This is a genomic window from Marinobacter sp. AC-23 (genome assembly GCF_001858325.1).
Classification (GTDB): Bacteria; Pseudomonadota; Gammaproteobacteria; order Pseudomonadales; family Oleiphilaceae; genus Marinobacter.
This window is the reverse complement of sequence record NZ_MBPP01000078.1, coordinates 44,927-69,277: the sequence shown is the minus strand read 5'-3', so window position 1 is coordinate 69,277 and position 24,351 is coordinate 44,927. Positions and strand designations below refer to the sequence as shown.

Annotated in this window: 19 protein-coding genes and 5 pseudogenes; 10 read left to right on the top strand and 14 right to left on the bottom strand. The window is 54.2% G+C overall.

Going from position 1 to position 24,351, the window contains the following annotated elements; genetic code table 11:
- On the top strand, positions 1–1,035 hold the full coding sequence (locus BCA33_RS18430; protein ID WP_083394826.1) for a ketopantoate reductase family protein: 1,035 nt from the start codon (positions 1–3) through the stop codon (positions 1,033–1,035).
- A 56-nt stretch (positions 1,036–1,091) separates the two neighbouring features.
- A complete protein-coding gene (locus BCA33_RS18425; protein ID WP_071268141.1) occupies positions 1,092–1,649 on the top strand; it encodes a cob(I)yrinic acid a,c-diamide adenosyltransferase in 558 nt (185 codons plus the stop codon).
- A gap of 7 nt (positions 1,650–1,656) precedes the next feature.
- Here the strand turns inward: BCA33_RS18425 and BCA33_RS18420 are convergent.
- The 5 genes and pseudogenes from BCA33_RS18420 to BCA33_RS18405 all read right to left on the bottom strand — a co-directional run bounded on the left by BCA33_RS18420 (position 1,657) and on the right by BCA33_RS18405 (position 7,696).
- Positions 1,657–3,686: pseudogene (locus BCA33_RS18420) on the bottom strand (methyl-accepting chemotaxis protein).
- 106 nt (positions 3,687–3,792) lie between these two features.
- Positions 3,793–4,434, bottom strand: a complete 642-nt coding sequence (locus BCA33_RS18415; RefSeq protein WP_254774607.1) for a histidine kinase — start codon at positions 4,432–4,434, stop codon at positions 3,793–3,795.
- The gene (locus BCA33_RS22385) at positions 4,422–4,679 is read right to left on the bottom strand and encodes a hypothetical protein (RefSeq protein WP_254774605.1); all 258 of its coding nucleotides are present in this window, start codon (positions 4,677–4,679) and stop codon (positions 4,422–4,424) included. Before BCA33_RS22385 ends, BCA33_RS18415 begins: the two co-directional genes overlap by 13 nt.
- Positions 4,680–5,330: a 1,6-anhydro-N-acetylmuramyl-L-alanine amidase AmpD gene (gene ampD, locus BCA33_RS18410; RefSeq protein ID WP_071268139.1), complete on the bottom strand. Its 651-nt coding sequence runs from the start codon at positions 5,328–5,330 to the stop codon at positions 4,680–4,682.
- Positions 5,331–5,402: 72 nt separating this feature from the next.
- Positions 5,403–7,696: pseudogene (locus tag BCA33_RS18405) on the bottom strand (DUF1631 domain-containing protein).
- A 234-nt stretch (positions 7,697–7,930) separates the two neighbouring features.
- Here BCA33_RS18405 and nadC point away from each other — a divergent pair.
- A complete protein-coding gene (gene nadC, locus BCA33_RS18400) occupies positions 7,931–8,770 on the top strand; it encodes a carboxylating nicotinate-nucleotide diphosphorylase (RefSeq protein ID WP_071268137.1) in 840 nt (279 codons plus the stop codon).
- A 29-nt stretch (positions 8,771–8,799) separates the two neighbouring features.
- Here nadC and BCA33_RS18395 read toward each other — a convergent pair whose 3' ends face one another.
- The 5 genes and pseudogenes from BCA33_RS18395 to BCA33_RS18375 form a co-directional block, all read right to left on the bottom strand.
- Positions 8,800–9,135 (bottom strand): YqcC family protein, encoded by a 336-nt coding sequence (locus BCA33_RS18395; RefSeq protein ID WP_071268135.1) that lies wholly within the window; start codon positions 9,133–9,135, stop codon positions 8,800–8,802.
- Positions 9,136–9,147: 12 nt separating this feature from the next.
- A complete protein-coding gene (locus BCA33_RS18390; RefSeq protein ID WP_071268133.1) occupies positions 9,148–9,945 on the bottom strand; it encodes a ParA family protein in 798 nt (265 codons plus the stop codon).
- An 83-nt stretch (positions 9,946–10,028) separates the two neighbouring features.
- A pseudogene (gene hda / locus BCA33_RS22945) lies at positions 10,029–10,744 on the bottom strand (DnaA regulatory inactivator Hda).
- Positions 10,723–11,283 (bottom strand): CDP-alcohol phosphatidyltransferase family protein, encoded by a 561-nt coding sequence (locus BCA33_RS18380; protein ID WP_071268131.1) that lies wholly within the window; start codon positions 11,281–11,283, stop codon positions 10,723–10,725. The pseudogene hda and the gene BCA33_RS18380 overlap by 22 nt, the downstream one beginning before the upstream one ends.
- Positions 11,284–11,304: 21 nt before the next feature.
- A complete protein-coding gene (locus BCA33_RS18375) occupies positions 11,305–12,633 on the bottom strand; it encodes a DUF2066 domain-containing protein (RefSeq protein WP_071268258.1) in 1,329 nt (442 codons plus the stop codon).
- A 140-nt stretch (positions 12,634–12,773) separates the two neighbouring features.
- On the opposite strand from BCA33_RS18375, the gene purM reads away from it, so the two are divergent.
- The 3 genes and pseudogenes from purM (at position 12,774) to BCA33_RS18360 (ending at position 15,333) form a co-directional block, all read left to right on the top strand.
- The gene (gene purM, locus BCA33_RS18370; RefSeq protein ID WP_071268129.1) at positions 12,774–13,838 is read left to right on the top strand and encodes a phosphoribosylformylglycinamidine cyclo-ligase; all 1,065 of its coding nucleotides are present in this window, start codon (positions 12,774–12,776) and stop codon (positions 13,836–13,838) included.
- A pseudogene (gene purN / locus BCA33_RS18365) lies at positions 13,835–14,496 on the top strand (phosphoribosylglycinamide formyltransferase). Before purM ends, purN begins: the two are co-directional and overlap by 4 nt.
- An 84-nt stretch (positions 14,497–14,580) precedes the next feature.
- On the top strand, positions 14,581–15,333 hold the full coding sequence (locus BCA33_RS18360) for a DUF3108 domain-containing protein (RefSeq protein ID WP_071268127.1): 753 nt from the start codon (positions 14,581–14,583) through the stop codon (positions 15,331–15,333).
- Here BCA33_RS18360 and BCA33_RS18355 read toward each other — a convergent pair.
- The 4 genes and pseudogenes from BCA33_RS18355 to apbC all read right to left on the bottom strand — a co-directional run bounded on the left by BCA33_RS18355 (position 15,330) and on the right by apbC (position 19,130).
- Entirely contained in the window at positions 15,330–16,607 is a 1,278-nt protein-coding gene (locus BCA33_RS18355; protein WP_071268125.1) for a valine--pyruvate transaminase, read from the bottom strand. The two genes, BCA33_RS18360 and BCA33_RS18355, sit on opposite strands and share 4 nt — an antisense overlap.
- 76 nt (positions 16,608–16,683) lie before the next feature.
- Positions 16,684–17,283 carry a DUF416 family protein gene (locus tag BCA33_RS18350; protein ID WP_071268123.1) on the bottom strand — a complete coding sequence of 200 codons (600 nt, stop codon included), beginning with the start codon at positions 17,281–17,283 and terminating at the stop codon, positions 16,684–16,686.
- The gene (gene dcd / locus BCA33_RS18345) at positions 17,280–17,846 is read right to left on the bottom strand and encodes a dCTP deaminase (protein WP_071268121.1); all 567 of its coding nucleotides are present in this window, start codon (positions 17,844–17,846) and stop codon (positions 17,280–17,282) included. Before dcd ends, BCA33_RS18350 begins: the two co-directional genes overlap by 4 nt.
- 184 nt (positions 17,847–18,030) lie before the next feature.
- Positions 18,031–19,130, bottom strand: a pseudogene (gene apbC / locus BCA33_RS22375) (iron-sulfur cluster carrier protein ApbC).
- A gap of 139 nt (positions 19,131–19,269) precedes the next feature.
- Here apbC and metG point away from each other — a divergent pair.
- From metG to rsxC, 4 genes are read left to right on the top strand one after another with little or no spacing between them, the layout of a single operon-like run.
- Positions 19,270–21,303 carry a methionine--tRNA ligase gene (gene metG, locus BCA33_RS18335; RefSeq protein WP_071268256.1) on the top strand — a complete coding sequence of 678 codons (2,034 nt, stop codon included), beginning with the start codon at positions 19,270–19,272 and terminating at the stop codon, positions 21,301–21,303.
- Between the two features lie 36 nt (positions 21,304–21,339).
- Entirely contained in the window at positions 21,340–21,921 is a 582-nt protein-coding gene (rsxA, locus tag BCA33_RS18330; RefSeq protein ID WP_071268119.1) for an electron transport complex subunit RsxA, read from the top strand.
- Positions 21,922–21,936: 15 nt separating this feature from the next.
- Complete coding sequence (gene rsxB / locus BCA33_RS18325; protein WP_071268117.1) at positions 21,937–22,515, top strand: electron transport complex subunit RsxB; 579 nt, start codon at positions 21,937–21,939, stop codon at positions 22,513–22,515.
- A complete protein-coding gene (gene rsxC / locus BCA33_RS18320) occupies positions 22,515–24,338 on the top strand; it encodes an electron transport complex subunit RsxC (protein WP_071268115.1) in 1,824 nt (607 codons plus the stop codon). Before rsxB ends, rsxC begins: the two co-directional genes overlap by 1 nt.
- Positions 24,339–24,351: the final 13 nt, after the last annotated feature.

Here is a 24,351-nt window from a genome sequence, read left to right as displayed (position 1 = left end):
ATGGTATCTGTGGGTGAGCGTTCCGGGGGTGGCGAGCAGATCGCCATTCTTGGAGCGGGTTCTTTGGGGCGGCTTTGGGCCGCCCTTTTGCCTTCTGCTCGCTGTGGTTTCCTGCCTCGCCTGTCGTGCGATCCGTCTGAGAGTTATCAGCTTGGGAGAAGCTTCAGCCTTCAGGAAAGCCTCCCCGAAACACGCTGTGAATACATCCTTGTACGCTCTGTTCCGCCATCCATGGCTCCACAAGGTTTCGGGGAGGCTTTCCTGAAGGCTTCGCCAGACACCGGTGATACTCGCTCCCATGTAGTCTTGCCTTGGCTCCAGTCAGCTGAGAATGTAGGGCTTCTGCTCGTAACAACGAAAGCTGGAGATACGCTCGCGGCTTTGGAAGCTTGGCTACCTCACATTCCGAACAACACACCTGTTGTTTTATTTCAAAACGGTCTGGGCAGCCAACAAACAGTTGCCGAGCGCTGGCCATCAAGGCCGATTCTCGCAGCCAGCACCACTGAAGGAGCCAACCGCCCCTCCCCTGATGTGTTGGTTCATGGCGGGGCTGGTGATACTTGGGTAGGTGCACTCACAGCTTCTGCCGCTGAACACACAACACGTGTCATGCAACGGTTAGCCGAGACCGGTTTGAGGGTTCATGCTGAAGAGAACATCCTGCAAAGACTCTGGCAGAAGCTGGTGATAAACGCGGGGATCAATCCGTTTACGGCTCTGCTCGACTGTCCTAACGGTGACATTCTGGACTCACCTTTTTTTCAGCAGAATATTGACGGGCTTTGCTCAGAGATATCTGTTTTGCTTCAAGCGGAAACGTCGGAGGCTATTGCGCCAAAAGTTCTGCGGGAGCGTATTGAAACGGTGGCGAGGAGTACCGCCAGCAATACGTCGTCCATGCGTGCAGATGTTATGGCAGGGCGTAAAACCGAGATCGATTTTATCAACGGCTATCTGGTGCAGTGTGGCAAGCGCCATAGCATTGCCACGCCGGTAAACCAAATGCTGTCCGAACGAATAAAAGCTTTATAACGCTTTTATTCAATCAGCTCTTAACTAATCAGCATCTAACCAATAAGGAGCGCCTCATGGGCAATCGCCTTTCCAAAATTTACACCCGCACCGGTGACGACGGCACTACCGGCTTGGCCGATGGCAATCGTATTGCCAAAAATGCCCAGCGCGTTGAGGCCATGGGCATGGCCGATGAGTTGAACTGCCATATCGGCTTGCTGATTGAAACTCTGGACAATGACGATGACATGCTGGAATCCTTGCGCCGCATTCAGCATCACCTATTTGACCTAGGTGGTGAGTTTGCGATTCCAGGAAGCAAGGCGATCAATGACGAGCACATTAGCTGGCTGGAAAATCTGCTGGATGAAATGAACGAACCTCTTCCACCCCTGAAGAACTTCATCCTGCCCGGAGGAAGCCCTGCTGCGGCTCAATGTCACTTAGCACGTGCCGTTTGCCGCCGTGCGGAACGTGTGGTGGTTGCGCTCAGCCATGAGGATTCAATCAACTCCCTAGGGCGCCAGTACCTGAACCGTTTATCAGACTTGTTGTTTGTAGCTTCAAGGGTGTTAGCGCGCCAGGATGGTGCTGAAGAAATTCTGTGGGATCAGAAGAAGTCGGGCATTTAGCCCGGCTTCAGACTTTAAACGCCTCAACGAGCTTTTGCAGAGATGCGGTCAACTCCGACATCTGCCGGGATGAGGCCAGTGTTTCTTCAGCGTTAGCCGCAGTCGATGTACCCAGCTCACCAATTTGAGCAACGCTGACGTTCACGTCTTTGGATACGGCAGACTGTTCTTCCGCTGCTTGGGCAATTTGGTGACTCATGTCCACGATCACCGAAATACCATTGGCAATCCGGGTCAATGCTTCGGTTACTTCTCCGGATTTCTGAACGGTTGCCTGAGTCACATCACGGCTATTGGTCATGGCCGCTACTGCATCTTTCACGCCGCTCTGAAGCCGTGAAATCATGCCTTCGATTTCTTCGGTAGACTTGTGGGTGCGCTGGGACAAAGAGCGTACTTCGTCGGCAACAACCGCAAAACCACGGCCGTGTTCGCCCGCGCGGCTGCTTCGATAGCAGCGTTAAGCGCCAGAAGGTTGGTCTGACCAGCTATTGCTTTTATTTCCACCAGAACCTGGCTTATGTTGTCGCTGTCTGCACTCACCCGATTGATGACATCCACAGCACCGGAAATCTCAGTCGCCAGCCGGTTAATGGTTTCCACTGTATCCGACACAACGCCGCGTCCGGTTTCTGTATCCTGTTCAGCTGCTGTAGCGCTGTCTGCAACCCGGTGAGCGCTCTCTGTAACCTCGTTCACAGCTTCAACCATTTGGTTCATGGCTTCATTAATCTGGCCACTCTCTGCCATTTGGCGCGCCACTGCATCGCTGTTGGCGGCAGCCGTATCCTTGACTCGCGCAGCCTGTTGGTCAACTTCAGAAGTTGTCTGGCCTACAGAGCGAATCAGATCAGCCATTCGATCCGTCATATTGTTGAACTCACCGGTCAGCTCGCCGAGTTCATCGCGGTTATCAAGTGAAATACGAGTGGTCATATCTCCTGCAGCAACCTTGCGAGCCGCTTCACTGAAGCGATTTATGGCTGTGCGCACAGACATAAAGAAGCCAATATAGAGGTACACAACAAACAGCAGTACCACAATCAGCGCCACTACGATGAGGCGGCGTTGACTCACTTCCTGCTCCAGCCTGGCGTTTAGATTGGTGCCAATCACATCAAACGCTGCGTCTTTCAACTCACCATAGCTTGCCAGCGATGCAGAAATACGCGAATCATATTCCTGCCAAGTCATCTCCAGCCGCATGGGTGTGATGATATTTACGTCAAGCAATTCACGGACATTCAGAAGGCTTTCATCAACCTTTTCGAGCGCATTACCCGACTGAGATGCCAGTGCCGGAGAGGCATCGGCGGCAAATGTGAGTGCAGGCGAAAGCAGCGAACTACGGTTGGTCAAGCCATCGTAAATTTCGTTAAAGCTTTCACTGAGCGCGTAACCTACTTGGCCTTCAACCAATGCAAACATGCCATAGGAGCGTGCCTGTCCGATCACACTTCGGGCTTCCGGCAGGGTTTCACGAATAAGCCCAAGAATAAGCAGGTTTTCCCTTGAAGCTCCCTGGCCCAACCCTGATGTCTCTATAGTGGCTGGAAGCAGCGCCAGCGCCTTTTGGACAAATTCCTGAAAATACTTGAACTGAGGATCAAAGTTGGTCTGGTAGTTATCATCTGCACGAAGATCCTGCCAGTCAGACTTGAGGCCCTCGACTTGATCAGCCCAAGCCCCAGATACGTCAAACGAGCGTGTCTGAGCCGTTAAAGTGTCCAAAACCGACGTTATTTCGCTAGCGGCTTTATCTGAGAGAGTCTTGATGGCACTTTCGTTTTTAATCACTGCCGGCGCTCTGTAATCCCGGTAGTCCATAGAAGCATCCACAAGGCGATCAATGTGATGCAATTGTTCCAAGCCTTCAACACCGCGAGTCATGGTCGCAACTGAACGATTGAGCTCAGTCATCACAAGCCAGGACAACCCACCAATCGGTAAGAGGAACAGGATGCTTATAAGGCTGAACTTGTACAGCATCGGCAACCGGTTCATCAGTGCTACTGCGGGATTAATGAGTTGCTTCACATCGGCTCTCTCTTTTATAAACACAAAAAAACTGAATTCATGTTCTTTTTTTTGTTATCGCCTGAACGCTGTAAAACTTGAGCGCTAATTCCTACCACTTGATTACTCAGACAACGCCTGCAATAACCAATAGCGCCAAAAGGCAAATCCAAACCAGCATACTCCGGTTAAGCAGGTCTCTCACCGCGCTCAGGCTTCGTCCACCAAAACTGGCCCATTCATCCGGATGAATCCGGGAAAAACGGGCCGGATCAAGTGCATACCCGGTTAACGACCCGTTAGCAGAAATCATGAGCACCTCTGAGGTCTTTTTTGTGACACCGGTAATAGCCGCCTTGGATTCTCCCAGCCAACCCGACAGATCGCCGGCGATTCCGAAGGTGATTGAAAGCAACCTTACGGGTATCCAGTTAACCCACTCACAGGCTTTTAGATACCGCGGCCTCGCAGCCGCCTGGGGCCATTGCTCTGCCAGGGCCACAAGCCCGCGCACAAAGATTGCCAGGCCAATACCGCCCACCGCATACCAGAAAGCCACAAGGAAGAAGCGCTGAAACACAGCCAGCATAAGCGCCTTGGACAAGGATAGGTGCATGGTTTCGGGTGACACTGCTGCACCACGCTCGCTGGCCGGTAGACGCTCCTGCACATGATGCCACGCCGCCTGCATGTCACCGTTTTGCCAGGCTTGCGCATAAGGCTCCACCGACTGCCGCCAGCCAGGTGTACCCATCATCAGTACAAGCACAAGAACTTCGAGCGGATAGCTGCTACCCGCCAGCCATAAAGCGCCACAACATAGACACTCAGCGCTACCAAAAATGCCGGCACAGCCACAAACACCAGGCCCCTCAAGGTGCCTGATTCACCGCCAGCTTTAACAACGCTTCCCTGATGAAACCAGCGCCGCCAAAGCTCATCGCTGGAAACCACGTTGAGGTTGTCGAGACGGCGCCGTACCAGGTAAGCAATAAGGAAGACCACCAAAATCATTCACTCAGCTCCTTTAAGAGGCTGTGCACCGCAGGGCTTGCCCAGCTGGGTAGACAGTAGCGATTCCCAAAATTCTTGCCAGTCAAACGCTGGACCGGGATCCGTCTTGCGGCCGGGCGCGATATCACAGTGGCCGACAATCCGATCACGGGTAATGGCCGGCCAGGCTGAACGAATCACGTCTGTGAGAATAGCCAGCGACCGATACTGCTCTGGGGTATAAGGAATGTCATCTGCGCCCTCAAGCTCAATTCCGATGGAGAAATCATTACATTCCTCAACCCCCTGAAAGCTCGATCGCCCGGCGTGCCAGGCTCTTTCCAACAGACTGACGAACTGCACCACAGCTCCGTCCCGGCGAATCAGGGCATGGGCGGACACGTGCATATCGGCAATGGTTGAAAAATACGGGTGGTCGGCGGGGTTCAAGCAATTCGTAAAAAACTGCTCAATATAGGTTCCGCCAAACTGACCGGGAGGAAGGCTAATACTGTGCACAACCAGAAGGCTTATATTCACACCTTCTGGTCGGGGGCCATAGTTCGGCGACGAGCACCAGCGGGCAGACGAAAGGCGTCCTGTCTCACGAAGAGTTTTTAAGTCTTCGCCGTAAACGGTCGCACCGGATTTGTCAGAGGCTGAATGGGGCAAGATGAATCCATGATTATCAGAGCATTACGTTGTGGTTTGATTGAATCACAAAGCAAGGCCTGTTACCACGGATCAATCCTTGCGATTGCTACGCAGGTTATCAATGATGGATTCCAGCGCTCTGTCGAAGATAAGCCCATCATCAAGCATGCTGACGACCCCACTCGCCATTTCAGCAGCCAGCTCCTGGCGGCGGTACTCAGCAACCTTCGCGCCACTGCGATTGACGAAAATATACTTGCCAGTAGCTTTGATAAACGCCGCCAGCTTACAGCGCAGCTTGGTTTCTTCACGTATTAGCTCAACCCAGGCCCCAACCCGAAGGTTGTCAGTTTGATCCAACCATTGCTGGGAAACTGATTCTGCCTCGTCCAGGGCTGGCGCTTCAGCAACAGGCTTTGGAATGACAAGCGGTGCTAACTCAGCTTCGCCTGCTTCTGTCACGCCCACTTCTAGCTCTTCGGTAATCGCCACTGCAGCTATTCGTTCAGAATCTCTTTCAGCCTGAGCCGGTGCCGTCGCCAAACGCTGAAACACGTCAACGTGGGCCAGTTCCAGATCGCGCACAGCCGCATCTGTGGCAAACGGATCCCAGGATATCTCCTGAAGAGCTATGCGAAAATCGTCAACAATAGCCGGTATAGCTCTAAGCAGTTCACTTCGAGTGGTCGCTTCAACTGGCTGCGGATCCACACTCCAGACAAGGTGCCTTGTAAGCTCACTCGCGTCGGCCCAGCGCTCACTTTCTTCGCCTTCCCGCAACAGCACCCATTGCAAATATCTTGTCCAGGCTTCGCTAAGCATCTCAAAAACAGGCGCAGGAACATCTCGCTCGGCGGTGAAATCCTTAACCAGTGACTCAGCAGCATGGCTTGCCCGCTCCTGGCGCGCCCTGCCCTCTTCAGCATCCCGCAGTCGTTGCTCTACGAGCTCCCCGCGGCGGCGATCAAGATCCGTAAAATGGCAAAAGTCTTTAAGCAGTTCATCAAAAAGCGATACGTTATCGGTAAACTCGTTGAGCACCCGATCCACAACAGACCCTATTTTTTCATGCAAAGGATCCCGCTGACCTGCACGCTTTTCGCTCCAGCCAATGGCAGATAGTGCAAGCTCATTCAACAACTTACGAACCGGGTGGCCACCGCGGTTAAAGAAGGTTTTGTCGCTCAGGGCAACCTTCAATACAGGTATCTGTAAGCGCCCGATGAGCGCCTTCATTACCGGGTGCAATTGCCGGTCTTCGAGTATGAAATCGAACAACATAGACACCAGGTTGATCACATCACTGTCTACCTGGCCGACATTGGCCTTTTGCCCGTTGGCCACCTGAAGCACGGACTGAAGCTGCTGGTCGAACGAGGCCATTTCAATACCCTGCGTTTGGCCAAACGAGGCTTGCGCCTCGCTAAGACGAGCCATCAACCGATCCGTATCGAGGTAGGTGCCACTCCCAACGGCCTGATCGGCCGTTGCCTGTGGGTTGCCTTTCTGGTGCAGGAGCGCGCTCAATTCGGAAAACGTCGCATAAGGAACATTACCCGGAATATGATCATAGCCATAGCTCTGGCTGCCACTCGTCTCGCCGGTCTCACTGCCTGCCCCGTGCTGCACAGAGCTTGGAGGCACGGGGGCCGACGTCGCCGACCTGGCGGTCGAGCCCCCCCTGGTGAACGGGCCTGTGGCCGCTTAACATCTGGCAAAATGCCTTCCGAAATCAGCGTGCGGTTAGCGTCCTGATAAAAATCACCAAGCGTATCTGCCAGCAAGCGATCAAACAGCTTCAGCACAACCAGTTTGGCACGGATATCGATATCCAGATCTGCGCAGGCCTCCGCCAAGCCTGTGCAAATAACTTCCGGGCTGAGAGGCATTTGGTTTTCTGCCAGCTCAACGCCGGGAACCAAGTGATTTACCCGCAACGACAAAAGCTGGATTGGGTCTTGATAGCGGTTACGCAGCTTATTAATCAGATTATCAACAGCAACCTGCTGCTCCAGATCTGAATGCTCGACCAAGCTAAGAGAGTCCTGATCTACTTCATCCAGCGCCCCGCTTGAGTGCCGAGGCCGGAACTGGCCAATATCGTTAAATGCCTGGCTGACGTATTGCAGTACGGAGACTGCCATAGCTTTGCGCCGCAACCTTAGTTCGCGCATGGCGTCAAAATAAACGGTCTGATCCTTATTGGAGCCAGCGCGGTCGGCCAGCTCAAACAAGGCGTCGTCAGCACGTTCAAAAAAACGCCCAAGAACACTCTTTAGAGCTTGGCCAGAGGTATCACGCAAGCGAACAAGGGCCGGAGGCAGATCAAACCGGGAAAACGGCTTCTGACCGGAAAAACTGACAACCTTGTTATCCTGCTTCATTCAACGGCTCCCGACCAAGATCATGTAAAATGCTTGGCCATAGGTTTGACACTACTCTGATTACACATCATACGAGTTGTCTGCGTCACCTTGTGTCAGAATTTGTCACCTTTTGTGTAGACTGGACTCAGATCACACTTCCAGCAGGATTTGGCGAAACCGCTGGCGAACTATAGAATTGTGCCCCGGAATATTTCAGGCCCCTCTGGCCCAGACACAAGCGGATGCATAACCATGAATTTCACTGAACGCCTACGCCAGTCTCGAATCGAAACCGTTGCTGGGAGCCTGCGCGAGGACATCGGCGACGGCGATATAACGGCCCAGCTTATCCCCCAGGAAAAACAGGCTACGGGGCGCGTCATTACGCGGGAGCAGGCAACAATAGCGGGACGCCAGTGGGTAGACGAAGTGTTTCGCCAGGTGGACAGCTCCGTGTCATTGGAGTGGCTGGTTCGGGATGGCGATTCGGTATCCCCCGACCAGGTTTTGTTTCGCATGAAAGGGCCGGCAAGAAGCCTGCTCACTGCCGAGCGATCCGCGCTAAACTGGCTTCAAACCCTTTCAGGGGTGGCAACAAACTGCTCAGGCTACGCAGCTCAAGTGGCTCACACAGGTGTACGCCTTCTGGATACTCGAAAAACTCTGCCGGGATTGCGCCTTGCCCAAAAATACGCGGTAACCTGTGGCGGCTGCGACAACCATAGAATTGGCCTATGGGATGCCTTTCTCATCAAGGAAAACCACATCTCGGCTTGCGGGTCTATTGCTAGCGCAATTAATGAAGCTCGCAGAATTGCACCTGGCAAACCCGTAGAGGTCGAAACCGAAAATCTGGCAGAGCTGGAGCAGGCTCTTAGTGCCGGTGCTGACATCATCATGCTTGACGAGTTTTCTATAGATGACCTGCGCACGGCGGTCGCCATAAACGAAGGGCGAGCAAAGCTGGAGGCTTCGGGAGGCATTAACGCGGATACGTTGGTTCCCATTGCGGAAACCGGTGTCGACTATATTTCCATTGGCGCGCTGACCAAAGACGTCAAGGCCATCGACCTCTCCATGCGTTTGGATTAATACAAGCAATCAGCAGCCAATAGAAGTTATCAGCTACCTGACAACAACTGATCAATAGCATAAAGCTCCCGAATCAAAGCCAGTCCTGATTCGGGGCGACCACGAAAGTATTCTTCTGCCATGGGCGCAACGCCTGACACCGAAGGCAAAGGGTGCCCGTTTTCAACGATCAACTTCATGCGTTCAAGAAACACAAACTGAACCCACTGGTTAAACATCAACGTATCGAGGCTAAAGGGCTCGGTGCTTTGGAAGGCCTTCTCAGGCGGGCGTTCGGCCTCCCACAGATCAAGCTTGCGAAGCTCCATCTCGATACCCAGAAGGCAATCTGCAACCTGCCCCAAAATGTCACCTGAATCTGTCATAAACGTATTGTCTCAATCCGCCAGCGGCTCAAGCTCTACCGCCTCGCCATTCAGTACGCGATATAGATCTTCAAACTGTCGTGTAAGTCCGTGCTTCGGCGCCATGTGAATAAGCGGCTGCCGGCATTGATGGGATTCTTTCATTTTTACAGAGCTAGACAAGCGCACAGGCAAAACCGGCAGGCCTTCGGCTATCAACTCTTTGACCAATTTTTTTGGAAGAGTCGCTCGGGGCTGAAACTGATTGGCAACAATACCTTCCACCACAAGTTCTTCGTTATGATCTTCTTGCAGGTCACGGATTTCATTGAGAATACTATAAAGTGCCTGACGGGAAAAATCATCACAGTCGAACGGAATCAAGCAGCGCTGAGCAGCTATAAGTGCCGAGCGGGTGTAAAAATTAAGGGCCGGTGCCGTATCAATGTAGATCTCCTCAAATGATTCGCCCAGCTTCTTGAGGGCTTCCCGCAGTTTGTAAATTTTATGCTTTGCTTCCAGTTTGCGCTCAAGAAAATCCAGCTCAGGGCTGGAAGGCAACACAAAGAGGTTTCGAAACGGCGAAGCATGAACAAACTCATCTGGACGCCGGTTGAACACCTTGAATGCCACCGTCTGCTCCAACATATCTGCCACTGTGTCTTCAAGCTCACTGGCAGGCTTACCCAGCAGATAATGCGTCGAGTTGCCCTGTGGGTCCAGATCAACCACCAGCGTGCGTTTGCCCCGTGCGGCACTGATCGCTGCCAGGTTGCAGGTAATACTGGATTTCCCTACTCCACCTTTTTGGTTGAATACTACCCGTCTCATGTCGTGTCTCCATCTGGCACTTTACTCAGCGCCTTATCGTTTGAGTGCTGTTTCTGTGTTTTGCGGTGCTTGGCTTTTTATTCTTACCACTGCATGACTGTTTTAACGAACGGAATGGTGAGCCGCCGCTGCGCCTGTAAAGAGTTTTCATCCAGGGTATCGAGAATACTCAACAAGTCTCCGAGACGCCTGGGCGCCCGGCGCATGATAAAACCTGCAACGTCGTCCGTCATTGTTAGCCCTCGCTGTTCAGCGCGGGCCATAAGAATCCTCAGCCGATCATCATCCCGATAGATTCCCAGCTGCACGGTAAGCCCGTGATGCAATCTGGAAACCAGGTCGGGCAACACAAAAGGCAGCGACCCTGGAACCTCCGAAAGACTTACCACCAACATATGACCGCCATCGTGCAGCCGGTTATACAAATGGAACACCGCCTCTTCCCAGTCGGCTTTCCCGGCCACTCTGTCCAAATCATCGAGTGCGACCAGGTGCATGGCATCCAGGCCCGCCAGGCTTCTGGCCCAAACTGTTCCAACTCAGCGATACTGATACAGACAGCGGTTTTACCCTCAGCTTCCGCGTGATGGCAGGCGGCCTGAAGCAGATGACTTTTGCCAGTGTCCGAATCACCGCATACCACGATTACCGGCAGCGCTGCTGGTTGCTTGAACACCGACAACAATCGCAACGCTGCGTTCCGGTTGCGGTCACCATGAAAGTTGTCGAAACGTGCGTCGTCCCGAAGCCTGACACCAAGAACCAGTTGAGAAGCGCTCACGACTGCCTGGACCTCCATGCCCGTGCACCCCATATCACAATATAATGGCTGCCGCTGAACACAGCGGATGCTGCAACCAGCCAGATTCCCACCTCCAGCCATATAGGCTGCACGGGCAAGCCGGCCAAAATAACAATGATGCCTAGAATCACGAGAACCTGAACCAGGGTGTTCAACTTCCCGGGCACACTGGGTTCCATGTCAAAACGGCCGATGCAATAGTGATAAACAAGCGCACCTCCAACAATCAAGAGGTCCCGCCCGAGCACTAATGCAAACAACCATAAGGGCAGCACCGATGTATATGTCAGCATCAGATAGGCCGTAACCAACAGGGCTTTATCCGCCAAAGGGTCAGCCACCGCACCAAACCGTGAACGCCAATTGAAATGCCGTGCCAGGAAACCATCAAGACCGTCTGTAACCGACGCGACAGCGAAAATAAGCAAAGCGAGACGATACTCCTGGACCAGTAAGGCTCTGGCGAAAGGAGCGATCAGCAAAATGCGCACAAACGTTAGCGCATTGGGAATCCAGCGCCAAGTGTGTGACTTCACAGAGCTGCCTCCAATGGCGGCTTACTGACCGCCATCATTCTCGATAACCGGCGCGGGCTGCCAGCGGTAATAAAGCACTTGATAAAGCGACTCAAAGGCCTGCTCCGCTTCCTCTTCGTCTACGGGAGAGGGCTGGTAGGTATACGCAGCCTGCTCAGAAGCACCAGCCCCTGCGCCTTCTTCCGGAGCGCTCTCTGACGTACCCTGAGCCGTCTCGGCTTGCGCCTGGATTGGTTTTTCAGAGGCCGTCGGCGCGCCCGAAAGTGCACGCGGCGCATCCTGCGGCTCCCCTTCAACAGGTACAAAACGGGAATCCAGAGCAATATACTGTTTAAGCTGATCCAGTTCGCCGGAAAATGCCACCGTGAACGTTAACTGCTCCCCCTTAACTCGAGACGCGCCAACGTTTACCACGGGAGTCAGGCCCTCAAGAACCTGGCTGGCTTTGCCGTAGTCCGAAACAGACGTTACGCCACGCAGTACGATATCAACTTGAGGCAAGTCACCCACCTCACCCGCCGCAACAGCGTAACGGTCGGCATACAACTCTGCCCAACGATTAACCAGTGTCTGTGCCAGTGCCTCCCGGGTATCGGCGCTCACCGACTCTTCACTGCTGTTAAGTTTGGCACCTTCAAACACCCAGCCTGCACGCCATTGACCACCTGACCGACTCACCCGAACCAAAGCAAGAACATCGTGTTCCACGCCTTCAGACGCTTTGCGCACACGCCCGGTAAACTGTCCCCAGATATCTGATAACAATTCCCTGTTGCCACTGAACTCCGTTGATGGCAGCGTAACCGGAAGGCCCCGCTCTCGGGCCGCAACGGCAAAGGCTGCTGACCAATTGCTGCTTCCACCACCCGCAGCCTGGCCTTCACCATTGCCTGTAACGAGCTCGCGAACACCGCGATCTTCTACCGCTACCCAAGCTAAGGTAAGAGGGCGATTTGCCCCCCATACAGGCGCGTCAACCGAGGCCAGAGCCCGGTTGACGCCCACAGCGCCGAACGCCATGCTCAGCCGGTTTTTGCCATTAGCACCACGAAGCACCTGATAAGACAGTAATAGCGATTCTGCGTCTGCAAGCAAAGCCGACACGCCGTCTAACGCAAGTACCTCACGGGTGCCCGAAATCCGCACAAAGACCCGAGCCAGACCATCTGCATAACCCTGGGCGAGAGCACTCGGCCCGGAGCCAGATACCGGAACCTCAACAGAGTAAAGCCCGGACACCGTTACGGCAGCCGCCGGAGCAGGCAGTATGGCCAACATTAAGGCAAGAAAAGCGGCAAGCCATAGGGCCTGCAGCGGCTTAAAACCCGGGGTCTGGTCTGATACTGGCATGAAATACCCTACAGTTCGCATGAATGGCGCATAGGATACACCATGCCCCGAAGCCTGAGTAGCCGACTCAGGTTTCCGATATGCAATAATAGCTGCTAAAATCCGCCGCCTGACCCACTGGCCAAACGGTTAAGATCCCCATGAGCGAACAGAAGCCTTCCCTGACCTACCGCGATGCCGGCGTTGATATCGACGCTGGTAATGAACTTGTTAGCCGTATTAAGGAAACCGCCGCACGCACCCGGCGCCCCGAGGTTTTAGGAGGGCTTGGCGGGTTTGGTGCCATGGTTGCCATTCCCGCCGGATACAAAGAGCCGGTTATGGTGTCAGGCACCGACGGCGTAGGCACCAAGCTAAGACTGGCCATGCAACTCAAAAAACATGACAGCATTGGTATTGATCTGGTCGCCATGTGCGTTAACGATCTTATTGTGGGCGGCGCAGAGCCGCTATTCTTCCTCGACTACTACGCCACTGGCAAGCTGAACATCGATATAGCCGCAAACGTGGTTGCAGGCATTGGCGAAGGCTGCGAACAGGCCGGCTGTGCACTGGTGGGTGGCGAAACGGCAGAAATGCCGGGCATGTATGAAGGCGAAGATTATGACCTGGCCGGTTTCTGTGTGGGCGTGGTGGAACGCAGCGAAATCATAGATGGCAGCAACGTCCGGGCGGGCGATGCGCTGCTGGCACTGGCATCCTCAGGCCCACACTCCAACGGTTACTCGCTGATTCGCAAGATTCTCGAAGTCAGCAACGCCGACCTTAATCAATCTATCGGTGACACCTCTCTGGCAGACGCTCTGATGGCCCCCACACGGATCTACGTCAAAAACGTGTTACAGCTGATCCGCCAAGTGAATGTAACCGCGCTCTCCCACATTACGGGCGGCGGCTTACCAGAAAATATCCCCAGGGTTCTGCCAAAAGGCATGATTGCAGCCATCGACACCACAAGCTGGGAGTTACCCCCAGTATTCCAATGGCTTAAGGATGCCGGCGGCGTTGCCAGCGAAGAAATGTACCGCACCTTTAACTGCGGTATTGGCATGGTTGTTTGCGTTCCAGAAGACCAGAAAGATCTGGCATTGGATGCCCTGAAGGTTCTGGGCGAGAATGCTTGGCAAGTGGGCGTGATTGAGCGTGCTGAAAACACAGAAGAAGATGCAGTGGTGCGTTATGCGCCGGGGCTCCTGTCAGAATGAAAGCAGATCAACCGACCCTACCCAAAGTTCTGGTGCTGGCCTCCGGCAGTGGGACAAACTTTCAGGCCTTAGTAGACGCAAGCCGTGAACGGGATTTTCCAGGCCAGGTTATTGCTTTGGGCTGCAATCAGCCAAAGCTTTTGCTCTTGAGCGCGCAGCCCAGGCAAACGTTGAAACCTTTGTTGTTGACCATAAGGGATTTGGCTCCCGAGAAGAGTTTGACGCTGCACTCATGGCTCACATCCTTCGCCACAACCCCGACCTGATTGTACTGGCGGGATTCATGCGAATCCTAACACCGGATTTCGTGCGTGCGTTTCGCGGCAAGCTGATAAACGTTCACCCTTCACTGCTACCAAAATACACCGGCTTGAATACCCACCAAAGAGCGCTCGATGCCGGCGACCGGACCCATGGCGTATCTGTTCATTTCGTAACCGAAGAACTCGACGGTGGCCCGGTGATCGCCCAGGCTGAGGTGACGGTAGCGCCTGACGATTCAAGCGAAACCCTCGCAGACAAAGTGCAACGCAAAGAACATCTACTGTACCCGATTGTCGTACGTTGGCTCTGTGAAGGCCGGATCCAGCTAGGAAGTGATTACGTGCTGTTCGACGGTCAGGTTATGAAAGCCCCCATGCGCCTCCCGGACAATTGAATCGCACCTTAACAGACTGTCACCACACGAGATCTGCTGACCCGCTAAACTTTCAACCTACATGAAGGATTCGAGGTCAAAGAAATGCTTCCAGCTCAACTGATTGCGCCCTCCCTAAAGACAGGCCGAATCACTGCAGTTAGTCTTCTGTGCATGCTGGCGCTGCTACTGGGCAGTGCCGCGCAGGCAGAGCCAATCCCCGACCTGTTTCCCTTTGAAGTCAGCTATGGTGCCTCCATGGAAAAGGGGGTATCCCTGAATGGTGGCGCCAAGCGCACGCTTACGTCCCAAGGCAACAATGTGTGGCTGTACCGCACTGAGGTGAGATCTTTTATTGCCGACCTGGATGAGTCCCTGATTCTTAAATGGGAAGACGGCCAAGTTATTCCACTCAGGTACAGGTATCGCCTATCTGGCTTTCTTATCAAGGACAGAGAGCAGTCTATCGATTTTGACTGGAACGCCAAAGTGGCCACAGGAAAGTACAGAGGTAAACCATTCGAGGTAGAACTGAAAGAAGGCATTCTCGACCCTCTCGGCTTTCAGGTGCAACTGCACCAAGACATCCTTAACGGCAAACGGGAGATGGAATACCAGGTTCTGGATCGCGGCAAGATTGATAGCGAGCGGTTTGCCGTTGTGAATGACGATGCCAGCAGATCCGATGGTGGCCAGTCATCACTCCTCAAGGCCGAGAAGGTTCGCGAAAACTCCAAACGCGAGACCCTGATGTGGTTTGACCCCGACAACGAGTATGTACTGGTGCGCCTGCTTCAAGTTGAGCCTGACGGCAGCAAGTACGAACTCAAACTCAAGAGCGTGGACCTAGGAGGTTAAACCTCCCGATCCACCTCAGCCCATACGGCCTTAACTTCATCCGCAATCAGTCGTAGCCCTTGTGCCACACGCTCGTCGTCCTGTGAATAGGTCACACGCAGGCACTCGTGGCGATGCCTCCAGCCGTCCTCCGGCAGCCCCGGGAAGAAGTAGTGTCCTGAAACCACCAGCACACCACGGGCTTTTAGCCGCTGGTAAAGCTCTAAGCTGGTAATGGGCAAATCAGGGAACCACAGCCACAGGAACATGGCACCCTCTGGCTTATGCACGTACCAACGGCAGCTATCCTCGCCCATCGCCTCACGAAATGCCGCCACTGCGAGCTGCATTTTTCGCTTATAAAACGGGCAGACCACATCCCGGCTCAGTGATAAGATCTCGCCAGAACGAACCAGCGGCTCGGCAAGCATGGCACCAAAGCTACCGGTGGCCAGATTCATGATGGCGTTTATTCCAGACAGCGCCTTTATCACTGGCTCTGCTGCAATAACGATTCCCGTACGGGCCGCAGGCAGGCCAAGTTTGGACAGGCTTAGACACAGGATGATTTGCTCGTTCCAAGTGGGCTTCGCATCTACGAATAACAGGCTCGGGAAAGGCGTGCCGTAGGCTCCGTCTACAATCAGCGGTATGTTGTACTGTCGCGCCATGTCCTCCAAACGGGCCAGCTCTTCATCGGTAACCACGTTGCCGGTCGGGTTGGTTGGCCGGGAGACACAGATGGCACCGGTTTCCCCAGTCACCTCTACCGCATCAAAATCCACACGGTATTTGAATTCGTGAGCATCGGTGAATGAGATATCTGGCTGCACCGCATGAAAAAGGCCCGGCTCGATGCCAGCGTCTGCGTAGCCGATGTACTCCGGCGCCAATGGCAGCAATATGTGCTTGCGCTGGCCTTCTCCGTAGTCGCCACCAAACATGTTGAATAACATGAAAAAAGCGGCCTGACTGCCATTGGTAAGCGCTATATTTTCTGGCTTCAAATCCCAGCCGTATTCACGGCTGAGCAGGTCTGCCAGCGAGGCAATAAACTGCTTTTCGCCCTGGGGCGGATCGTAAACACCCACCAGTCGGCGAACGTCGCTTTCGCTCCGACTCAAGTCACCAAGAATTTCCTGCACCCGCGCCTGAATCTCAGGGATGTGCCCCGGGTTGCCGCCGCCCATCATGATCATGTCGTCGCCAGATGCCATGGCGTTGCCCAAGTCATCCATCAACGAGGTTATGCCGGCATCCGCCGTAAACTTGCGACCAAACGTGGAGAGTTTCATGGGATTACATCCATCCAACCAGTTCTGAACATTTAACGGATATTACAAAAGTGTATGGCAGAGCACCAAGGAACCATCAGTCCGCCAACGAGATGCCAAGATTGCTTACACCCTCATTTACGGCGGCTTCCCGAATCTCTGTGATGAACTGTTCTATTGGCGTACGTTGGCGTTTAAGGGCAAGCACCAAGTCGCGCTGAAAGGCTTTGTCTTCTTTCATCAAGGGGTGAGAATCAAGCAGGCGAACCAACTCGTACTCTTCCAAACCCTCACCTTCGGACAGCTCAATAAAGCTCACTACCGTGCCGGTTGCCAGTTGTGAGGCCTCTGTGGCTCGGTGTTTTGAGGGATTCAGGCGGTTGAGCAGTGCCTGTTCCAAAAGCTGGCAAAAATCAAACGCCGGGTATACGCCGTAGGCATCATAGGCTTCTACATCGGGAGAAAGGGCTTCCAGTTTTGCCAACAGTTGTGGAATAGCCGTTTCTGGCACGTCTTCCTGGAGCATGCCCCAGGCGCCATCCAGCATCTGATGCATCTTGCCGCCGGTTTTCAGGTCAACCGCTTCGGCAAACAACGCGTAGTTGGGGAATGAGCGCTCGGCAAGAGCCAGCAGGAAGGCGCACTCGCGCCATCCCTGTAGCTGTGAAACCGCTTTAAGAAACTGGTTGGCGTTCATGTCCTTGGGAGGGTCACGCCGGTTTGGCCGAAGTATTTGCCGCCTCGGTCTTTGTAGCTGGTTTCGCAAACCTCGTCAGACTCGAAGAAGAGCATCTGGGCGATGCCTTCGTTGGCGTAAATTTTGGCCGGCAGGTTGGTGGTGTTGGAAAATTCCAAGGTCACATGCCCTTCCCATTCGGGCTCAAGCGGAGTGACGTTTACGATGATGCCACAGCGTGCGTAGGTGGATTTGCCCAGGCAGATGGTGAGTACGCTGCGGGGTATACGGAAGTATTCCACGGTGCGTGCAAGGGCAAAGGAGTTCGGCGGGATAACGCATACGTCGCCGGTGAAGTCCACGAAGCTTTTTTCGTCGAAGTTTTTGGGGTCGACGGTGGCTGAATGTACGTTGGTGAAGATTTTGAATTCGTTGCTGCAACGTACGTCGTAGCCGTAGCTGGAGGTGCCGTAGGAGATGACCTTGCCTCTATCCGTTTCACGAACCTGACCGCTTTCGAATGGTTCGATCATGCTGTGCTGTTCGGACATCCGGCGAATCCACTTATCGGATTTGATGCTCATGGGTGAAGTCTCGTAGCCACTGGGGAAAATTGGGGCGTAGTTTACCTGTTCGCCTGAGCTCTGTCGAAGCTTCGCGATGTGATTTCAAGCCGCTTGAACTTTGGGGCTGCAGACACAGAAAAGGCGGTTCAAAAACCGCTACAAGCACATCCATGTGCGACCCGCCGCGCAAACCACCTTTGTCTTAATGCGACTTTACGGACATGCTTGAGATAGAGCCACTCAGGTTGCGCTCCCTTGTTGAAAGCTCCGCCCCAACTCGGCGGGCGATGTCGCTGTAACGGCGGGCGACTTCGGAATCTGGCTCTGCCACTACCGTGGGTTGGCCGCTGTCAGTTTGTTCGCGGATGGTCATGTGCAACGGCAGTTGGCCCAGAAGGGTTGTTTCGTACTCGTCTGCAATGCGTTCACCGCCGCCTTCGCCGAACAGATGTTCTTCATGGCCGCAGTTGCTGCAGATGTGCACGCTCATGTTTTCCACAACACCCAGTACTGGGATGTCGACCTTGCGGAACATTTCTATGCCTCGCTTGCCATCGAGCAGCGCGATGTCTTGGGGGGTGGTGACGATCACGGCACCGGTCACCGGGACTTTCTGGGCCAGGGTGAGCTGGATGTCGCCGGTGCCTGGGGGCATGTCGACGATCAGGTAGTCGAGTTCGTTCCACAGGGTTTGCTGCAGGAGTTGCATGACCGCGCCGCTAACCATGGGGCCGCGCCATACCATGGGGGTTTTGTCGGTGGTTACGAAGGCCATGGACATGGTTTGGAGGCCGTGGGCTTCCATGGGCACGAAGTATTTTTCTTCCCGTGTATCAGGCGCTTACCTTCGGGAACACCGAGCATCATGCCGATGCTGGGGCCGTATATGTCGGCGTCCAGCACCCCGACGCGGACGCCTTCGGCTTGTAGTGCCAGGGCCAGGTTAACGGCGGTGGTAGATTTGCCTACGCCGCCTTTGCCAGAGGCAACGGCAATGATGTTTTTCACGCCGGGAACAGATGGCAGGTCTTTCTGGACTTTGTAGGAGTGCACTTTTTGGCCCACGTGAACGTCTGCGGCTGTAACGCCATCCACGTTTTCCAGTGCATTGGTGACCAGTTGTTTCAGGCCGCCGGCAATGCCTTTTGAGGGGTAGGGTAACTCCACCATCAGGGTTACTTTGCCCGCTTCGTCGGCCACCAGCGACTTTACAGCACCCAGGTCGTACAGGTCCTTTTCCAGGTACGGGTCTCGGTATTCACGAACCGCTGCCTGCAGGGCCTGCTCTGAAATCTGTGTCATCTCGTTCTCCGGGCGTAGCTCATACTGACTTTTCAGCATGAAAACAGGTGTTTCGGGTGAAAATTATCTGTTCAAAAGGTATCATCTGGGGCCGTTTCTGACCATACAACCCTTATCTGACGAAAGGTTCGGACACACCATGACGCAAGCGAGTTCAAAGCAACAGCGCGATATTCTGGTTACCAGCGCCCTGCCCTACGCCAATGGCCCCATTCACCTGGGCCATCTGCTGGAATACATTCAGACGGATATCTGGGTGCGTTATCAGAACATGCGAGGCCACAACTGCTACTACGTTTGCGCCGATGATGCCCATGGTACTGCCATTATGCTCCGTGCTGAGCGTGAGGGCATTACCCCCGAGCAGCTGATTGACCGGATTCGTGAAGAGCACCAGCAAGATTTCAGCGGTTTCAATATTCGCTTTGACAACTACTACACGACTCACTCGGAAGAGAATCGCTATTTCTCCGAGTATATTTACCGTCAATTGCAGGATAACGACCATATTGCGACCCGTAAGATCACTCAGTCTTTCGATCCAGAGAAGAACATGTTTCTCGCGGACAGGTTTATCAAGGGCACCTGTCCGAAGTGCAAAACTGACGATCAATATGGCGACAACTGCGAGGCTTGCGGCGCAACTTACACACCTGCCGAGTTGATCAACCCGCGCTCTGCGGTATCCGGCGCCACGCCTATTGAGAAGGAGTCGGAGCACTACTTCTTCAAACTGCCGGAGTTTGCAGATTTTCTAAGCAAGTGGACACGCAGTGGTGCACTCCAACCCCAAGTGGCCAACAAGCTGGCTGAGTGGCTAGATGCGGGCCTTCAGGAATGGGACATAAGCCGCGATGCGCCCTACTTCGGCTTTGAAATCCCCGATGCGCCGGGCAAGTTCTTCTACGTTTGGCTCGATGCACCCATTGGCTACCTGGCAAGCTTTAAAAACCTGTGTAATCGGGAAAACATCGATTTTGAACACTTCTGGAAGGTAGATTCCACCGCTGAGGTGTACCACTTTATTGGCAAGGACATCATCAACTTTCACGCTCTGTTCTGGCCAGCGATGCTTTACGATGCAGGCTTTCGCACGCCAACAGCTGTTTGGGCACACGGATTTGTGACGGTTAATGGCAAGAAGATGTCCAAATCCCGCGGCACCTTCATCATGGCGCGCACGTACCTGGATCACCTGAACCCGGAATACCTGCGTTATTACTTCGCCGCCAAGCTAACCGGGGGCGTGGACGACATGGACCTCAACCTTGAGGATTTTGCTGCCAGAGTGAACTCGGACCTGGTAGGCAAAGTGGTCAACATTGCCAGCCGCAGTGCTGGTTTCATTACCAAGCGTTTCGACGGGAAACTGGGTGACGTAACCGAGCACGATAAACTGAAGGAGTTTGTCGATGCCGGTAAAGAGCTGGAAGAGTTCTACGAGGCCCGTGAGTTTGGCCGTGCCATGCGCCGCATCATGGAGTTGGCAGACATAGCTAACCAATATGTGAATGATGAGCAGCCGTGGGTGATTGCCAAGCAGGAAGGTCAGGACGAAAATCTACAGGCCATCTGTACCAACGCCCTCAACATGTTCCAGCTGCTGATGACGTACCTTGCGCCAGTTCTACCGGAAACCGCCAAAGCCGCCGAATTTTTCCTGAACACGAAGCTCGACTGGAACAACCGCAGCGCGCGCCTGGAAAACCACAAAATCGATAAGTTCAAGCCGCTGATGAACCGAGTGGACATGGTGCAAATCGAAAAAATGCTGGATGCCTCGAAAGAAGAAATGCCTGCGGCAATTGGCAAACCGGCCGAACCTGAAAAAAGTGAAGCCATTGCCGATGAAATAGAATTTGATGACTTCGCGAAAGTGGATCTACGGATCGTTAAGATCCTCAAAGCAGACCATGTTGAAGGAGCCGACAAGCTTCTTCGCCTTACACTTGATGTGGGGCACGGCGAACGCAACGTGTTTGCTGGCATTAAGTCTGCCTACAACCCTGAGGATCTTGAGGGGCGCCTGACTGTAATGGTAGCCAACCTCAAGCCCCGGAAGATGAAGTTCGGCATGTCGGAAGGCATGGTTCTGGCGGCGGGCCCAGGTGGCAAGGATATCTTCCTCCTATCGCCAGATTCAGGCTCGACCCCTGGCATGCGGGTGATGTAAACAAAGATCAAGGCAAGGCGCGCTGATGACGCAACCATGACAGACTATTTACTGATATTGGTCAGCACCATTTTGGTGAACAACTTCGTGTTGGTGCAGTTTCTCGGCCTGTGCCCCTTTATGGGGGTTTCAGGCAAGCTGGAAACAGCCATAGGTATGTCCTTGGCCACCACATTTGTGCTGACTCTGTCCTCAGTGTGCAGCTATCTTGCCTACACCTACTTGCTGGCGCCTCTGGATTTGGCGTTTCTGAAAACCATCACCTTCATTTTGGTTATTGCGGTGGTGGTTCAGTTCACCGAGATGGTGGTGCGTAAAACCAGCCCCCTGCTCTACCGGGTACTGGGAATCTTCCTGCCACTGATCACCACTAACTGTGCCGTACTCGGCGTAGCATTGCTTAACCTTAATAAAAACAACAACTTCGTTGAATCAGTACTCTACGGTTTTGGTGCCGCTGCCGGCTTTTCGCTGGTGCTGGTGCTGTTTTCGGCAATGCGTGAGCGCATTGCCGTGGCCGACGTGCCTGTGTCGTTCCAGGGCGCAGCGATTGGCATGGTTACCGCAGGGTTGATGTCACTGGCGTTTCTGGGCTTTACCGGCCTGGTCAGCGTTTAACGGAGACACGTTTGTATGTGGACAGGCATTATTATCGCTGTTCTGGCTTTGCTCGGCCTCGCCTTGGTGTTTGGCGCGTTGCTGGGCTTCGCCTCTGAGCGATTCCGGGTTGAAGGCAACCCGCTGGTGGAGCAAATCGACGCACTTCTGCCACAAACCCAGTGCGGCCAGTGCGGGTTTCCCGGTTGCCGCCCTTACGCCGAATCCATTGCCGATGGTGACGCCATCAACAGATGCCCGCCCGGCGGCGAATCTACCATCACGGCACTGGCAGATCTGCTTGATATTGAGCCACAACCGCTGGACGCCGAACACGGGCAAGAGCAGGCCAAGCGCGTCGCCGTTATACGTGAGGACGAATGCATAGGTTGCACCAAATGCATCCAGGCCTGCCCAGTGGACGCCATTCTGGGCGCCGCAAAACACATGCATACGGTTATCGAAAGTGAATGCACCGGCTGCGACCTGTGCGTGGAGCCTTGCCCTGTTGATTGCATTGACATGATCACTATTGAACCTGATATCCGGGGCTGGATGTGGTCTCAACCTGCACCTGGAATTATCGCCACAGACCGGCAGGAGGCCAACTCCTGATGACCCAGATCCGGGACTTTAGCGGAGGCATTCACCCCGCAGAAAACAAACAAGTTTCCACTGGCCAGCCAATCCAAACCGCAGGTGTTCCTGGGCAGTTGGTACTGCCTTTGCAGCAACACATTGGTGAACCCGCAGAGCCCGCAGTGGCGATTGGCGACCGAGTACTAAAGGGCCAGATAATAGCCGACGTGAGCCAAGGCATGGGCGTTCCGGTGCATGCTCCAACATCCGGCGTGATTGTAAGTATTGGCGACCAACCAGTACCACACCCTTCCGGCATGGTAGATAAGTGCATCGTTTTGAACCCTGACGGCAAAGATGAATGGTGCGAACGCTACCCAACCAACGACTATCGCTCGCTCGACCGGGATCAAGTTCTTGGCATTATCCAATCTTCTGGTATCTCTGGCATGGGCGGCGCCGGTTTCCCCACTAGTATCAAGCTGAAACCGCCCGGGGATCGAAAAGTCGATACACTGATTCTCAACGGCGCCGAATGCGAGCCCTACATTACCGCCGATGACATGACCATGCGCGAGAGAGCGAGCGAGGTTGTTGCCGGGTTAAAGATCATGGCCTGGCTTCTGCGCCCGGAGCGCTGTGTGATTGGTATTGAAGACAACAAGCCGGAAGCTGCGACAGCACTACGTAAAGCGACTCAAGGCACACAAATTGAAATAGCTGTTATCCCAACCAAGTACCCCTCCGGTGGTGAAAAACAGCTGATCCAGATTCTCACTGGAATGGAAGTACCCAGCGGTGGCATTCCTGCCGATATAGGGGTTATGTGCCAAAACGTTGGCACCGCCGTGGCTGTGGCCCAAGCGGTCTTTGAAGGCTCGCCACTCATTAGTCGTATTGTAACCGTTACTGGTGAGGCAGTTGAAAAGCCCGGCAATTTTGATGTTTTGCTGGGCACCCCCGTGGAGTATCTGCTGGAGCAGGCAGGCCTGCAGCCAAGCTGTGCCAGCCGCCTGGTTCTGGGCGGCCCCATGATGGGCTACACCCTGACCTCCACGGCGGTACCGATTATCAAGACCAGCAACTGCATTATTGCAGCTACCGCCAACGAGTTACCTGCACCGCCACCGGAACAGGCCTGCATCCGCTGCGGAGAGTGCGCAGAAGTCTGCCCCATGGAATTGCTACCGCAACAGTTGTTCTGGCACGCCAAGGCAACGGAATTTGAGAAAGCCGAGCACCTGAACCTGTTCGATTGCATTGAATGCGGAGCCTGCTCCTACGTGTGCCCAAGCTCTATCCCGCTGGTGCAATATTACCGCTATGCCAAGGGTGAGATTCGTGTTCAGCGCGCAGAACAGGTTAAAGCAGACCGGGCCAGGGAGCGCTTTGAAGCACGTCAAGAACGGCTTGAACGCGAGCAGCAAGAGAAAGAGCTCCGCCGCAAAGAGCGTGCTCGGGCGGCAGCAGAAGCTCAGGCTAAAAAGCAGGCAAACGCTGAAAAGGCCGTCGCAAGCGGAGAGGCTGTAGACGAGCGCGCGGCAAAATCAGTCTTGGTGGAGCAGGCCCTGGCGCGCAAAAAGGCCAGCACCGAAGCCAGCCACGCAAAAGCTGCGGCACCCGCAAAGCCGGCCCAAGAGAAGCCCGATATAGACGCACTGGAAAAGCAGTTTTCCCAGGCGCAAGCCAAGCTGGAAACCATGCAAGCGATGCTCGAAGACGCAAAAGCACAGCAGGCAGACAACGTGGAAAAACTGGAACGGGCTGTTGCCAAGAATCATGACCGGGTAAAACAGGCGGAAGATACCCTGGCCGACGCTCGCAAAACACTGGCGGCTGAACCCCAGCCCACCAAATAATTCGAATCAGGCC

Excerpts from the sequence above, each read along its gene's own strand:
- BCA33_RS18430 (WP_083394826.1), top strand. The coding sequence starts at position 1 with ATGGTATCTGTGGGTGAGCGTTCCGGGGGTGGCGAGCAGATCGCCATT.
- BCA33_RS18425 (WP_071268141.1), top strand. The coding sequence starts at position 1,092 with ATGGGCAATCGCCTTTCCAAAATTTACACCCGCACCGGTGACGACGGC.
- BCA33_RS22385 (WP_254774605.1), bottom strand. The coding sequence starts at position 4,679 with ATGATTTTGGTGGTCTTCCTTATTGCTTACCTGGTACGGCGCCGTCTC.
- nadC (WP_071268137.1), top strand. The coding sequence starts at position 7,931 with ATGAATTTCACTGAACGCCTACGCCAGTCTCGAATCGAAACCGTTGCT.
- BCA33_RS18395 (WP_071268135.1), bottom strand. The coding sequence starts at position 9,135 with ATGACAGATTCAGGTGACATTTTGGGGCAGGTTGCAGATTGCCTTCTG.
- BCA33_RS18390 (WP_071268133.1), bottom strand. The coding sequence starts at position 9,945 with ATGAGACGGGTAGTATTCAACCAAAAAGGTGGAGTAGGGAAATCCAGT.
- BCA33_RS18375 (WP_071268258.1), bottom strand. The coding sequence starts at position 12,633 with ATGCCAGTATCAGACCAGACCCCGGGTTTTAAGCCGCTGCAGGCCCTA.
- purM (WP_071268129.1), top strand. The coding sequence starts at position 12,774 with ATGAGCGAACAGAAGCCTTCCCTGACCTACCGCGATGCCGGCGTTGAT.
- BCA33_RS18360 (WP_071268127.1), top strand. The coding sequence starts at position 14,581 with ATGCTTCCAGCTCAACTGATTGCGCCCTCCCTAAAGACAGGCCGAATC.
- BCA33_RS18355 (WP_071268125.1), bottom strand. The coding sequence starts at position 16,607 with ATGAAACTCTCCACGTTTGGTCGCAAGTTTACGGCGGATGCCGGCATA.
- BCA33_RS18350 (WP_071268123.1), bottom strand. The coding sequence starts at position 17,283 with ATGAACGCCAACCAGTTTCTTAAAGCGGTTTCACAGCTACAGGGATGG.
- dcd (WP_071268121.1), bottom strand. The coding sequence starts at position 17,846 with ATGAGCATCAAATCCGATAAGTGGATTCGCCGGATGTCCGAACAGCAC.
- metG (WP_071268256.1), top strand. The coding sequence starts at position 19,270 with ATGACGCAAGCGAGTTCAAAGCAACAGCGCGATATTCTGGTTACCAGC.
- rsxA (WP_071268119.1), top strand. The coding sequence starts at position 21,340 with ATGACAGACTATTTACTGATATTGGTCAGCACCATTTTGGTGAACAAC.
- rsxB (WP_071268117.1), top strand. The coding sequence starts at position 21,937 with ATGTGGACAGGCATTATTATCGCTGTTCTGGCTTTGCTCGGCCTCGCC.
- rsxC (WP_071268115.1), top strand. The coding sequence starts at position 22,515 with ATGACCCAGATCCGGGACTTTAGCGGAGGCATTCACCCCGCAGAAAAC.